A 13755-nucleotide genomic window follows, 5' to 3' on the forward strand; every position below is an offset into this window, starting at 1 on the left:
AGACTCAAGCCTCCTGATGGAGGCTTTTTTATTGCCAGAATACGGGTTATAACCGGAGGGAAACAGAAAAAGGGGATAATGATGAAAACGATTGGGCTACTGGGCGGCATGAGCTGGGAATCGACCATTCCCTACTACCGGTTAATCAACGAAGGAATTAAGCAACGCCTGGGCGGGCTGCACTCGGCTAAAATCGTGCTGCACAGCGTTGATTTTCAAGAGATAGAAGCCTGCCAGTCCTCCGGCGAGTGGGACAAAGCCGGTGAGATCCTGGCCGACGCGGCGCTTGGGTTACAAAAGGCCGGAGCCGAAGGGATTGTGCTGTGTACTAACACCATGCATAAAGTAGCGAAGCACATTGAATCCCGCTGTGCGTTACCGTTTCTGCATATCGCCGACGCGACCGGGCGCGTGATTGCAGCTCAGGGGGCAAACCAGGTCGCTCTGTTGGGAACGCGCTACACCATGGAGCAGGATTTTTATCGTGGCCGCCTGCAGGAGCAGTTCGGTATCCGTTCCATTATCCCCGATGAGTCACAGCGCCAGCGTATTAACCAGATTATTTTTGATGAGCTGTGCCTCGGCGTGATTAACCCGGACTCAAAGCGCTACTACCAGCAGGTGATTCAGGCGCTACAGGCGCTCGGCGCAGAAGGGGTTATTTTCGGCTGTACCGAAATTGGTCTGCTGCTTGGTCAGCAGGACTGTCCGCTGCCGGTGTTCGACACCGCCGCGATTCACGCCGCCGATGCAGTTCGCTTTATGTGCGGTGAAGAATAATCATTTTTCTTTTTTCATCAATGAATTAAAGAACATCCTCACTTTGTCCCCATACCGTGCCGGGTCATGTCCGGCCGGATATGTGTTATAAATTTGTTATGTAGCGCACATTATTCTAAAAAGCTGCTCCTCTGAAACCCTCACACTGCGGGTGATTGCATCGCGCAATGGCCCTTCATCATATCTGCAACCGGAGTTATACAATGCCTGTTTCCTTACTGGCGCTGGCGATGAGTGCGTTTGCCATCGGCACGACGGAGTTCGTCATTATGGGGCTGCTGCCTGAAGTGGCGGGGGACCTGAATGTGTCAATCCCCGTCGCTGGCTGGCTCATCAGCGGCTATGCGCTGGGGGTTGCCATTGGTGCACCGATTATGGCGCTGCTCACGGCCCGTTTGCCGCGTAAGCTGTCGTTAATCCTGCTGATGGTGATTTTTATCGTTGGCAACCTGCTATGTGCCCTTGCGCTTAGCTACCATTTCCTGATGCTCGCGCGCGTTATTACGGCGCTGTGCCACGGTGCGTTCTTCGGGATTGGTGCGGTAGTGGCGGCAAGCCTCGTACCCGCCGGACGTAAAGCATCGGCGGTGGCGCTGATGTTCACCGGCTTAACCCTGGCTAATGTGCTGGGCGTGCCTATTGGTACCTGGTTTGGGCAGCTTTATGGCTGGCGCGCGACTTTCTGGGGCGTGGCCGTTATTGGGGTTATTGCGTTCCTCGCGCTGGTAGTCAGCCTGCCGTCGCAGAAGGATGAAGAGGCCACCGACCTGAAAAGCGAAATCAAGGCGCTGGTGCATGGCAAGCTTTGGCTATCCCTTAGTATGACGGTGTTCTTCTCCGCCGCGATGTTTGCGCTGTTCAGCTATGTGGCGCCGATGCTGCTGCAGGTCACCGGGATCACGCCGAGGGGCGTGAGCTGGACGCTGTTCCTGATTGGCGCGGGGCTGACGGTGGGTAATATCCTGGGCGGGCGGCTGGCGGACTGGCGCGTGTCGTTCAGCCTGATTCTTAGTTTTAGCCTGATTGCCGTCTTCTCGCTGCTGTTCCGCTGGACCAGCCACGGAGCATGGCTCGCGGAAATCACTCTGTTCCTGTGGGCGATGGCGGCGTTCGCCACCGTGCCTGCGCTGCAAATCAACGTGGTGCTGCACGGTAAAGAGGCGCCGAACCTGGTTTCCACGCTCAATATCGCCGCCTTTAACGTGGGCAATGCGCTGGGCGCCTGGGTTGGCGGCACGGTGATTGAACGTGGTTACGGCCTGACGGCGGTGCCGGTGGCCGCCGCCGGCCTGGCGGTTATCGGGTTGATTATCTGCCTGATTAACTTCAGCAGCGGTTCCGGTCACCAGCAGCCGTTGACGGAGCAGTAAGCTAGCGGTTGAGTAGCGCGCTCAGTGGATCGCTATACAGATGCATACTGCGCTGTAGGTGGTCGCTGAACGCGCTGACCAGCGCAGAAGCCGGGCGGTGCAGAGGCCTGATCAAGCTTACGGTAAAAGGCACCGCCACGCTGAATCTGCGCACCACGACGCCCCGCTCGTGATAATCCAGCGCGGTCAGTGGGTTAACGATCGACACGCCGACACCCGCCTGAATCATCGCACAGACGGAGGCGGCGCTGTGGGTTTCAACGACCATTCTTCGCTTCACATCGTGTTCCTGAAACAGCGAGTCCAGCAGCTGGCGATAGCTGTCGGTGCGCGACAGGCTGATGTAATTCTCTCCGGCAAAATCCTTCGGCGTCAGCTCTGCCTTTTCGGCTAACGGGTGTCCGGCGGGCAGCACGCACACTTCATTCAGGGTTAACAGCGTCTGACGTTCGGTACCGGCGGGCGTGGTCACGTTTTCCGTTAGTCCCAGGTCGTGGCGCTGGGCGGAGAGCCACTCTTCCAGCAGCGGTGACTCCTGCGGCACGATGTTCAGGCTGAGATCCGGGTAACGGGCAAGAAAAGGCTGCATCAGGCGCGGTAAAAACGATTGTGAAAACACCGGCAGGCAGGCGATGGACAGTTCTCCCTGGCGGAATTCGCGCAGACTTTCTGCCGCATTAATAATGCGATCCAGTCCGTACCATGAGCGCTGAACCTCTTCAAACAGACGCAGTCCCTGAACCGTGGGGTAAAGCCGACCGCGGCTGCGCTCGAAGAGCTGCAGGCCGATGAGTTTTTCAAAACGGGCCAGCTCCCGGCTGACCGTGGGCTGAGAGGTGTGCAGCAGCCCGGCGGCCTCAGTGAGGTTGCCAGCCGTCATCACGGCGTGAAAAATTTCGATATGGCGCAGGTTGATGGCTGGCATGGTTTTTGTCCGCTGGCATTGTTTTAACCCTCACCCCGGCCCTCTCACTGGAAGGGCGAGGGGGAAACCAGCCCTGTTGAGGAGGAGGGGGTATGAACTGTCCCCTCTCCCCTCTGGGGAGAGGGTTAGGGTGAGGGGATAATGCCTAAACCATATCATATTTGAATAGACTCGCGAGAAAACGATATTTTTTATCCCTTAGTCTCTGTGGCGTAATAGGGAAAATGAAAGTTGCCCGGAGTTCACTATGCCACGCTCGCTGCACGAGACCACCACCGCGCTGAATGCGCAAAACCTGCTGACCCTGCCTGCCGAATTCGGCTGCCCGGTATGGGTCTATGACGCTGAAATTATTCGCCAGCAGATTGCTCAGCTGCGTCAGTTTGATGTGATCCGCTTCGCCCAGAAGGCGTGCTCGAATATTCATATCTTAACGCTGATGCGTGAGCAGGGCGTGAAAGTGGATTCGGTGTCGCAGGGAGAAATCGAGCGTGCGCTGGCGGCGGGCTATAAGCCGCTGGAAAATCCGGACGATATCGTCTTTACCGCCGACGTGATTGATAACGCCACGCTGGCGCTGGTGGCCGAGCAGAAAATTCCGGTCAACATCGGGTCTGTGGATATGCTTCATCAGCTCGGTGAAGTGTCGCCGGGGCACCGCGTTTGGCTGCGCATTAACCCGGGCTTCGGCCACGGGCACAGCCAGAAAACCAACACCGGCGGTGAAAACAGCAAGCACGGTATCTGGCTGAGCGATATGCCAAAAGCGCTGGAAGCAATGCAGCGTTACGGCATCCACCTGGTGGGTATTCATATGCATATTGGCTCAGGCGTGGATTATGGTCATCTTGAGCAGGTATGTGGCGCGATGGTGCAGCAGGTTGTTGATTTCGGTCAGGATCTTGAGGCTATTTCGGCCGGCGGTGGGTTGTCTATCCCATATCGCGAAGGTGAAGAAACCATCGACACCGGTCATTACTACGGGCTGTGGAATGCTGCACGTGAAAAGATCGCTGCTCATCTCGGGCACCCGGTGAAGCTGGAGATAGAGCCAGGGCGTTTCCTGGTGGCTGAAGCCGGCGTGCTGGTTTCGCAGGTGCGCGCGGTGAAAGATATGGGATCCCGTCACTTTGTGCTGATCGATGCCGGTTTTAACGATCTTATGCGTCCTTCCATGTACGGCAGCTACCATCACATTTCCGCGCTGGCAGGAGATGGCCGCGACCTTGTATCGCTGCCGCCGGTGGAAACCGTGGTAGCCGGGCCGCTTTGCGAGTCCGGGGACGTGTTTACCCAGCAGGAAGGTGGCAAGGTTGAAACCCGGCTGCTGCCGCCGGTTAAACCGGGCGACTACCTGGTGCTGCATGATACCGGCGCTTATGGGGCTTCGATGTCGTCAAACTACAATAGCCGCCCGCTGCTGCCGGAAGTGCTGTTTGACAACGGCAGCGCACGTCTGATTCGCCGCCGCCAGACGATTCAGGAGCTGCTGGCGCTCGAGCTACTTTGATACCTTTCTTCCGGCCTCAAACCAGGGGCCGGGAGCGACGGAATCCCTCAGCACCAGGGTACCCACAAACGGCGGGATCGGCTCTAACGGCTCGCCGCTGGCGAGCTTAATGGCCTGATCGATAGCGGTAATAATCATGTTGTCGATGGGCAGATAGACGGATGATAACGCGGGCTCCAGCCACTGTGCGCTTGGCGCATCATCAAAGCCAAACAGCGAAATATCCTGCGGAATGCGAATACCGGCCTGGTGCAGCGCCTTGGATGCACCCAGCGCCATGTCGTCGTTACAGGAGAACAGGGCGCTGAATGTCACGCCGCTGGTAAGCAGCTCCTGGCACAGATGGTGCCCTTCGGTCATGCTGGAATCGCCGTACTTCACCCGGTTTTCATCCCACGCAATCCCATGTTTTTGCAGCGCTTTTCGGTAGCCCATCAGGCGTGCCTTGCCGGTAGGCGTGGAGATAGGCACGGTAATGCAGGCTATCTCTCTGTGCCCCTGCTGAATCAGATATTCGGTTGCCTGGAAGGCGGCATCCTGCTGCTCAAAGAAGACACAGCGCTCACGCGCCAGGGGAACATCCCGGTTAATCACCACCAGCGGCACCTGGATGGTGTTCATCAGCGACATTAGCGCCCGCTCGCTCATAAAGCGGGTATAAAGAACGATGGCGTCGCAATGCCTGTCCGCCAGCATCTGCACGGCGTCCAGCTCTTTTTCCGGCGTATCGTGGCCGTCGGTCACAATTAGCTGCTTGCCGTAGAACTCTGTGCGGCGTGAAGCCTGCTGCAGGAGACGCCCAAAGTAAAAGCCATCGAAGGTGGAGACAACCAGCCCGATACTGTTACTGCTGCGGTTGGCAAGCGATCGTGCCAGAAAGTTAGGCTTATAGCCCAGCTCTTCCATGGCCTTAAACACCTGTTCACGGGTGCTTGCTTTAACCTGTCCGGTGCCGTTTAACACGCGAGATACCGTCGCTTTGGAAACCCCTGCGCGTAACGAGACATCTAACATTGTTACCATTGTTTCCTTCCCGATCTGGACGCTGTCGCGATTTCCCAGCAGTTTATCACAGGTGTTTGGCGCGCAAGCGGCCTTGCCGTTTCGCCATGCAAATTGGCGTACCAGATCACGCTTTCAGAATGTGGTGAGGATTTTTAGGAGTATATCGTGGTGAAAATTGTTCCGTTATACCAGGCATCTCAGCACGCTGAACAGGTGACGGATTGGCTGTGGCAGGCATTTGGTAGTGCGGAAAGTAGAGACTTTTTTGCGGCTATTGTCGCAAACAGCCAGCGGGAAGGTGAAATGCCTCTAACCTTCATTGCGCTGGAGGACGAGAAACCGCTCGGCACCGTCGGCCTGTGGCGTTGTGACCTGATTAGCCGCCAGGATCTTTGGCCTTGGCTTGCGGCGCTCTATATTGATGAAGGCCAGCGCGGGAAAGGGCTGGGAGAGCGGCTCCAGCGGCACGTTGTGGATTACGCCCGTGGCCTTGGTTTTGAGTCTTTATTCCTGTATTCAACCTGTAAAGCTTATTATGAACGATTTGGCTGGCAGTATATCGGCGATGGGCTGGACTATCCGGCACAGCCCGTTCATCTTTACCGGTTCATGCTTTAGCTGCTTTCGCCCGGAGACACCACCGAGTGGCGGCGCACCAGCGTTGGGCTGAACATGTGGGTAATGTCCGGCAGGGGCAGGTTTTCAGCCAGCGCCAGCGCCAGTTCGGCGGCCTGCGTTGCCATGGTGACAATCGGGTAGCGTACCGTGGTCAGCTTCGGGCGCACATAGCGCGAAATCAGCACGTCATCAAAGCCAATCAGCGATATTTCACCCGGTACATCGATACCGTTATCGTTCAGCACGCCCATTGCGCCGGCGGCCATCGAGTCGTTGTAGCAGGCAACGGCAGTAAAGTTTTTGCCGCGCCCCAGCAGCTCGGTCAATGCCTGTTCACCACCGCTTTCATCGGGTTCACCAAAGGTGACCAGACGCTCGTTAAGCGGAATGTTGTGTTCGCGCAGCGCATCGTAATAGCCCTGCAGGCGGTCTTCCGCATCGGATATCTGATGGTTCGAACAAATGTAGCCGATTCGGGTATGGCCCTGCTGAATCAAATGACGGGTGGCAAGCCAGGCGCCGTAGCGGTCGTCCAGCGCAACGCAGCGCTGCTCAAACCCTGGAACAATGCGGTTGATGAGCACCATGCCGGGGATTTGTTTCATCAGCGAAATGAGCTCCTCATCAGGGAGTTTTTTGGCGTGAACGACCAACGCCGCGCTGCGGTGGCGAATAAGCTGTTCGATGGCCTGACGCTCTTTTTGTTCGCTGTGGTAGCCGTTGCCGATCAGCAGGAAGTTGCCGGTGCGGTAGGCCACCTGTTCAACGGCTTTGACCATCGCGCCAAAGAAAGGGTCGGAAACGTCACCCACGATCAGGCCAATGGTTTCAGTGGCTTGTTGGGCGAGCGCACGCGCGTTGGCATTAGGGTGATAGTTTAGCGCTTCCATGGCGCTGTTCACCGCCAGCTTCGATGCATCGCTGGCTTTCGGGGAGTGATTAATTACGCGGGATACCGTGGCGACAGATACACCAGCAAGCCGAGCCACATCCTTAATAGTCGCCATGAAATACCTTTCTGTTAGGGGTAATCGTTTACACAGCGTTTAGTGTTACGGAAAACCCTTATGACTGCAAGGCAACAACTGACGTGTGTATCGCAAACTGGAGCAAAATCAATGCGAAGGCATGTAACTGTTACACCACCGGGGTCCGCAACCGGTTCTTCCTGGCATGTTGCGGATTTTTAAACGTTTCTGCCCAAATCTTTGCTTACATTTTGCAGTCGGCTGTTGCGATTTCGGCATAGCGGAATCGAAGACGCCGCTGCTACATTTGTGGTCCCAGAGGTATTGATAGGTGAAGTCAGCGATTATTTGCTGATCCTATGAATTACACCAACCTGCGCGGATGCGCAGGTTTTTTTTTGCCTGAATCCCGCCGGCTGTAACAAGAATCGAGAATTTAAACACCTGGTTGCACTTGGGCTCATTCCCTTGCTTTTTGCCGCTGGTTTCACCGCGAGCGGCGCGAGACAATTCAGATCCCAGAGGTATTGATTGGTGAGAATTCCTGGTACTCTGCTGAGTACAATTCTTTTGCACCAACCTGCGCAGATGCGCAGGTTTTTTTTTGCCATTTTTTTAGCCCCTCCCTCACTTAACGCAACTGGTGTACTCTTCGACTCTACACTTAACGCTTGCCGACAGACGACAAAGAGAGTCGCTATGCATTTTGCTTTTTTCCGCGCGCTATTCCGCATTCTGTTCCGGGTAACCCTTTCCGGCGATCCGCAGGTTCTTAATTTACAGCGGGTACTTATCGTTCCGAACCATGTGTCATTTCTTGATGGCATCCTGGTCGCGCTGTTCTTGCCTGTTCGCCCTGTATTCGCTGTCTACTCGTCCATTAGCCAGCAGTGGTATATGCGCTGGCTGAGGCCGCTGATCGATTTTGTCCCGCTCGATCCGACAAAACCGATGTCGATTAAGCACCTGGTTCGCCTGGTGGAGCAAGGCCGCCCGGTGGTGATTTTCCCGGAAGGGCGCATCAGCGTGACCGGTTCACTGATGAAAATCTACGACGGAGCCGGGTTTGTTGCGGCGAAAGCGAATGCAACGGTTGTTCCGCTGCGTATCGATGGCGCGGAGCTGACTTTCTTTAGCCGCCTGAAGGGGCTGGTGAAACGGCGCCCGTTCCCGCGCATTAGCCTGCGCCTGTTACCGCCAACGTCTATTCCTATGCCGGATGCACCGCGGGCGCGAGATCGCCGCAAAATGGCCGGCGAAATGCTGCACCAGATAATGATGGAAGCGCGGATGGCGGTGCGCCCGCGCGAGACGCTTTTCGAAGCGCTGCTGGCGGCGAAAGACCGCTATGGCTCGCGTAAAAACTGTATTGAAGACATCAACTTCAAGCCAGACACCTACCGCTCTTTGCTGACAAAAACTCTCTTTGTAGGTCGAATCCTTGATAAATACAGCGAACAGGGCGAAACCATTGGTTTGATGCTGCCGAATGCGGCTATCAGCGCGGCGGTAATTTTTGGCGCCTCGTCGCGCGGCCGAATTCCGGCAATGATGAACTACACGGCAGGCGTAAAAGGGCTGACCAGCGCCATTACCGCGGCGCAAATCAAGACTGTCTTTACCTCTCGCCAGTTTCTGGATAAGGGCAAACTGTGGCACCTGCCGGAGCAGTTGACGCAGGTACGTTGGGTATATCTGGAAGATTTGAAATCTACGGTCACCACGAAGGACAAAGTTTGGATCTTTGCCCATCTGCTTGCGCCGCATCTGGCGCAGGTGAAACAGCAGCCCGAAGACGCGGCGATGGTGCTGTTTACCTCCGGCTCGGAGGGCAACCCGAAAGGCGTGGTGCACAGCCATAAGAGCCTGCTGGCCAACGTCGAGCAGATTCGCACCATCGCTGACTTTACCGCCGACGATCGCTTTATGTCCGCGCTGCCGCTGTTCCACTCTTTTGGGCTAACGGTGGGGCTGTTCACGCCGTTGCTGACCGGCGCGGAAGTGTTCCTCTATCCAAGCCCGCTGCACTATCGCGTGGTGCCTGAACTTATCTATGACCGTAACTGTACGGTCGTGTTTGGCACCTCGACGTTCCTCGGTAACTATGCGCGCTTTGCTAATCCTTATGATTTCTTCCGCCTGCGCTATGTGGTCGCCGGAGCAGAAAAACTGCAGGAAAGCACCAAACAGCTGTGGCAGGACAAGTTTGGCCTGCGCGTTCTGGAAGGCTACGGCGTGACCGAATGCGCGCCGGTGGTTTCTATTAACGTGCCGATGGCGGCGAAGCCGGGGACGGTGGGGCGTATTCTCCCGGCGATGGACGCTCGCCTGCTGGCGGTGTCCGGCATTGAGCAGGGCGGAAGGCTGCAGCTCAAAGGGCCAAACATCATGAACGGCTATCTGCGCGTTGAAAATCCAGGCGTGCTGGAGCGGCCAGAAGCCGAGAACAGTCTCGGCGAAATGGAGCCTGGCTGGTACGACACCGGCGATATCGTGACCTTTGATGAGCAGGGCTACTGCGTGATTCAGGGGCGTGCGAAGCGCTTTGCCAAAATCGCCGGGGAGATGGTGTCGCTTGAGATGGTGGAACAGGTGGCAGTGGGTATTTCTCCTGACAAACTGCATGCCACGGTGGTTAAGCACGACGCCGCTAAAGGTGAAGCTTTAGTATTGTTTACGACCGACAGCGAGCTTAACCGCGAAAAACTTCTGCGCTATGCGCGTGAGCACGGCGTGCCCGAGCTGGCGGTGCCGCGCGATATTCGCTTCCTCAAACAGCTGCCGGTGCTGGGCAGCGGAAAACCAGATTTTGTCACCCTGAAAGCACAGGTTGATGAAGCGGAGAAGGCCCATGGCTGAACAGGCTGGCAATAGCGGTTCTTTGTGGTCCCGGGGCATGATGGCGGTGACCGCGGCGCAGTTTTTATCGGCCTTTGGCGACAATGCGCTGCTGTTTGCCACGCTTGCGGTGCTCAAGCAGCAGTTCTATCCGGACTGGAGCCAGCCGGTGCTGCAGATGGTGTTTGTCGGGGCTTACATTCTGTTTGCACCTTTTGTGGGGCAGGTGGCCGATAGCTTCGCCAAAGGACGAGTGATGATGCTGGCGAACAGTATAAAGCTTGTTGGCGCGGCGGTGATTGCGGTGGGGCTGAATCCCTTTGTCGGCTACACGCTGGTGGGCATCGGTGCCGCGGCCTATTCCCCGGCGAAATACGGCATTCTCGGCGAGCTCACTACCGGGGACAGGCTGGTGAAAGCCAACGGCCTGATGGAGTCTTCTACCATTGCCGCGATCCTGCTTGGGTCGGTGGCAGGTGGCGTGCTGGCAGACTGGAACCTGACGGCGGCGCTAGTGGTCTGTGCGCTGGTTTATGGCGGGGCGGTGATAGCCAACGTCTTTATCCCTAAACTTGCCGCCGCGCGTCCCGGGCAGTCATGGCGCTTTAAGCCGATGACGCACAGCTTCTTTTCCGCCTGCCGCAGTCTATGGCGCAGCGGAGAAACGCGATTCTCGCTGGTTGGCACCAGCCTGTTCTGGGGCGCGGGTGTTACGCTGCGTTTCCTGCTGGTGCTGTGGGTACCGGTTGCTTTAGGGATCACGGATAACGCGACGCCGACTTATCTGAATGCAATGGTTGCCGTCGGGATTGTGATTGGTGCGGGTGCTGCCGCCAAACTGGTGACGCTGGAAACGGTCGCCCGCTGCATGCCCGCCGGGATATTGATTGGCGTTGGAGTGGCTATCTTTGCCTGCCAGCATGCCCTGCTGCCTTCTTATGCCCTATTGATGATAATTGGTATTCTGGGCGGTTTCTTCGTGGTGCCGCTTAATGCGCTGCTTCAGGAGCGCGGGAAGCACACTGTCGGCGCGGGAAATGCTATTGCGGTGCAGAATCTTGGGGAGAACACCGCCATGTTACTGATGCTTGGCTTGTTCTCACTGGCGGTCAAAATTGGCGCGCCGATAGTCGGCGTAGGGATCGGATTTGGCGTCGTTTTCGCGCTGGCGATTAGCGCGCTGTGGCTGTGGCAGGTTAGACAAAAAAGTTAAAAAAATGGCCCCCGGCTTAGCCTGGGGCCATATTTCTTTACGGTGCAGGGTAGGTATAAATACGGTGCGCCGCTTCAATTTCCTCAATCACCTCTTCGCTTAGCGTCAGATGCAGGCTTTCAAGGTTGGTTTTCAGCTGTTCCAGCGTGGTTGCGCCGAGCAGCGTGCTGGCGACAAACGGCTGACGGCGAACGAAGGCCAGCGCCATCTGCGCCGGATCCAGATTATGGCGTTTGGCTATCTCGACGTATGCCGCAACGGCTTTCTGGGACTGTTCGCTGCTGTAGCGGGTAAAACGGCTAAAGAGCGTGTTGCGGGCGCCAGCCGGTTTTGCCCCGTTCAGGTATTTGCCCGACAGTACGCCAAAGGCGAGGCAAGAATACGCGAGCAGCTCCACGCCCTCGTGCTGGCTTATTTCAGACAGGCCAACCTCAAAGCTACGGTTTAACAGACTGTACGGGTTTTGAATCGTGACGATGCGCGGCAGATCGTGTCTCTCAGCAAGCTGGAGATAGCGCATCACGCCCCAGGCGGTTTCGTTTGAGACGCCAATATAGCGGATCTTCCCGGCTTTCTGACATTCCGTCAGGGCTTCAAGCGTTTCCAGCAGCGTTACCGGCAGTGACGTGGTGTCGCTCCAGGTATAGCCGAGTTTACCGAAGGTGTTGGTCTGGCGCTGCGGCCAGTGCACTTGGTAGAGATCGAGGTAATCGGTTTGCAGACGCTTGAGGCTGGCGTCCAGCGCTTCACGAATGTTTTTGCGGTCGAGGATCTGGTTAGGGCGAATGCCCGCGTCGTTATTACGGGCCGGGCCGCTAACTTTAGACGCGATGATCAACTTCTCACGGTTACCGCGTGCTTTCAGCCAGCTTCCGACATAGCTTTCCGTTAGGCCCTGGGTCTCCGGGCGCGGCGGCACCGGGTACATTTCCGCGACATCAATTAGATTGACGCCCTGACTCACGGCGTAGTCGAGCTGCTGGTGGGCATCGGCCTCGCTGTTTTGTTCACCAAATGTCATGGTTCCCAGCCCCAGCGTGCTGACTTCAAGTGAACTGTGTGGGATACGGTGATAGTGCATAGCCGGCTTCCTGTTGTTCTTTTGACCACGTCAGGTATCGCTACCCGACAAAAAGGTCTATAAACATGGCAGAGGAGGAGGCAAAGCGAAAGAGGGGAGGCAAGAAAAGTCGTCAGGCCAGCCGACGGGCTGACCCTGCGAGACTAGCGCTCGATAATCTGGGAAACGTCGTTACGGTTGATCTGCATTTCATTGCCTTGCTGATCGCGATAGCTTACCAGACCGGTATCTTCATCAACCTTAGGTTTGCCTTCGGTCAAAATCATTCGCCCATCTTTTGTCGCCATCACATAGTCACTGCTGCAGCCGGAAACGGCGAAGGCAAGGCCAATGGCGGAAATTGCTACTGCCCATTTAGTCATCATTATTTTCCTCGTCAGGAAGGATTCAGTTAATAAGTTTAGTAATAACCTGATGAATAGGGGAAATAAAGCGGCAAATTCTTAATGGCGTAGGGGAAATGTAACATTATCCGGGCCACGCTGACATAACCCTGGATTCGCTTCCCCCGCCATTGTTAGAGCGTGAAATGCCGTGCCAGCAGCGCGGCGGTGAAATTCTTCTTCAGATAGAAACCACGCGGTAGAGTAAGAATGGGGGAGCCGTCAGCACCGATGGCTTCCGTTAGCGCCCGGCTGTTCGCTGCTTTTGGCCGCAGTTGAAGAACCTCTCCGTGGCGGGCGGTAATACGCTCAACCTGGCCCAGAACAATCAAATCCATCAGCTCTTCCCAGTCCAGACGCAACTGTTGCTCCTCTTCCTTTGAGGGGCTCCAAAGCAGTGGCGAGCCCACGTGCCGCTCGGCTAATGGGATTTGTCTTTCGCCTTCAACCGGGATCCACAGTACACGTTTGAGTTTATGCCGCACGTGGCTGGTTTCCCATACCACGCCGCTATTGCCGGTCAGGGGGGCTACGCAAACAAAAGTGGTTTCCAGCGGCCGGCCAAGGTTATCTACCGGGATCGTTTTCAGCTCGATGCCGAGGGCGGCAAAGTCCTGTTCGGGTTTGCTGCCTGCGCTGGCGCCAAGCCACTGTTCCAGCAAAATACCAATCCAGCCTTTATCTCGCTTTAAGTCTGCCGGTGCCTTTAGCCCGGCGTAAGCCGCAAGCTCGCCCAGGGTATAACCTGCGACTAATCTGGCCTGCCGAAGCAGGTCGGCTTCACATTTCGGGGGCGTGCTTAACGGACGTATTGGTTGCATAACTCGTTGATGTTTTTTGGTTAAAAAATGAACGCCATTTGTTCACAGCGAAAGGTTAGTTTAGCCCTCTGAGTATAAGATTAACAATATTATGATTTATAATGAGTTTTTTTAGGCTTTCGTCCAGCGAGTGCGGCGTTAAAAACGCTTTTCCAAATCTGGTCACTGACAATGAACAGGATCTTACACCCAGTTATCCACAGAAAAGTGGGATAACTGGGAAATAGCTCGACTACTGGTTCC

General features: G+C 56.1%; 12 protein-coding genes. 6 read left to right on the forward strand and 6 right to left on the reverse strand.

Annotated features, from left to right (window positions below; genetic code table 11):
- Positions 1 to 81: 81 nt before the first annotated feature.
- Positions 82 to 780 carry an aspartate/glutamate racemase gene (locus VGM55_RS15215; RefSeq protein WP_154188327.1) on the forward strand — a complete coding sequence of 233 codons (699 nt, stop codon included), beginning with the start codon at positions 82 to 84 and terminating at the stop codon, positions 778 to 780.
- A 203-nt stretch (positions 781 to 983) separates the two neighbouring features.
- Positions 984 to 2150, forward strand: a complete 1167-nt coding sequence (locus VGM55_RS15220) for an MFS transporter (protein WP_331635932.1) — start codon at positions 984 to 986, stop codon at positions 2148 to 2150.
- Between the two features lies 1 nt (position 2151).
- On the opposite strand, the gene VGM55_RS15225 is transcribed toward VGM55_RS15220, so the two are convergent.
- Positions 2152 to 3075, reverse strand: coding sequence for a LysR family transcriptional regulator (locus VGM55_RS15225; RefSeq protein ID WP_331635933.1), 924 nt, complete (start codon positions 3073 to 3075; stop codon positions 2152 to 2154).
- A gap of 247 nt (positions 3076 to 3322) precedes the next feature.
- Between VGM55_RS15225 and lysA the strand changes: the two genes are divergently transcribed.
- The gene (gene lysA, locus VGM55_RS15230; RefSeq protein WP_154188221.1) at positions 3323 to 4585 is read left to right on the forward strand and encodes a diaminopimelate decarboxylase; all 1263 of its coding nucleotides are present in this window, start codon (positions 3323 to 3325) and stop codon (positions 4583 to 4585) included.
- On the opposite strand, the gene VGM55_RS15235 is transcribed toward lysA, so the two are convergent.
- Positions 4577 to 5608, reverse strand: a complete 1032-nt coding sequence (locus tag VGM55_RS15235) for a LacI family DNA-binding transcriptional regulator (protein WP_154188222.1) — start codon at positions 5606 to 5608, stop codon at positions 4577 to 4579. The genes lysA and VGM55_RS15235 overlap by 9 nt on opposite strands.
- Before the next feature lie 150 nt (positions 5609 to 5758).
- Here VGM55_RS15235 and VGM55_RS15240 point away from each other — a divergent pair, with 150 nt between their 5' ends.
- Positions 5759 to 6208, forward strand: coding sequence for a GNAT family N-acetyltransferase (locus VGM55_RS15240; RefSeq protein WP_331635985.1), 450 nt, complete (start codon positions 5759 to 5761; stop codon positions 6206 to 6208).
- Here VGM55_RS15240 and galR read toward each other — a convergent pair.
- Positions 6205 to 7215, reverse strand: a complete 1011-nt coding sequence (galR, locus tag VGM55_RS15245; RefSeq protein WP_331635934.1) for an HTH-type transcriptional regulator GalR — start codon at positions 7213 to 7215, stop codon at positions 6205 to 6207. The two genes, VGM55_RS15240 and galR, sit on opposite strands and share 4 nt — an antisense overlap.
- 660 nt (positions 7216 to 7875) lie before the next feature.
- On the opposite strand from galR, the gene aas reads away from it, so the two are divergent.
- Together aas and lplT are read left to right on the forward strand one after the other, a co-directional pair.
- Positions 7876 to 10035, forward strand: a complete 2160-nt coding sequence (gene aas, locus VGM55_RS15250) for a bifunctional acyl-ACP--phospholipid O-acyltransferase/long-chain-fatty-acid--ACP ligase (protein ID WP_331635935.1) — start codon at positions 7876 to 7878, stop codon at positions 10033 to 10035.
- Positions 10028 to 11227 (forward strand): lysophospholipid transporter LplT, encoded by a 1200-nt coding sequence (lplT, locus tag VGM55_RS15255; RefSeq protein WP_331635936.1) that lies wholly within the window; start codon positions 10028 to 10030, stop codon positions 11225 to 11227. The genes aas and lplT overlap by 8 nt, the downstream gene beginning before the upstream one ends.
- A gap of 37 nt (positions 11228 to 11264) precedes the next feature.
- Here lplT and VGM55_RS15260 read toward each other — a convergent pair whose 3' ends face one another.
- The 3 genes from VGM55_RS15260 to mutH all read right to left on the reverse strand — a co-directional run bounded on the left by VGM55_RS15260 (position 11265) and on the right by mutH (position 13512).
- Positions 11265 to 12308 carry an NADP(H)-dependent aldo-keto reductase gene (locus tag VGM55_RS15260; RefSeq protein ID WP_154188226.1) on the reverse strand — a complete coding sequence of 348 codons (1044 nt, stop codon included), beginning with the start codon at positions 12306 to 12308 and terminating at the stop codon, positions 11265 to 11267.
- Positions 12309 to 12451: 143 nt separating this feature from the next.
- On the reverse strand, positions 12452 to 12670 hold the full coding sequence (locus VGM55_RS15265; protein WP_008458470.1) for a YgdI/YgdR family lipoprotein: 219 nt from the start codon (positions 12668 to 12670) through the stop codon (positions 12452 to 12454).
- Positions 12671 to 12825: 155 nt separating this feature from the next.
- Entirely contained in the window at positions 12826 to 13512 is a 687-nt protein-coding gene (gene mutH, locus VGM55_RS15270) for a DNA mismatch repair endonuclease MutH (protein ID WP_154188227.1), read from the reverse strand.
- Positions 13513 to 13755 lie beyond the last annotated feature (243 nt).

The sequence above is a fragment of the Cedecea sp. genome (assembly GCF_036500665.1).
Taxonomy (GTDB): Bacteria; Pseudomonadota; Gammaproteobacteria; order Enterobacterales; family Enterobacteriaceae; genus Cedecea.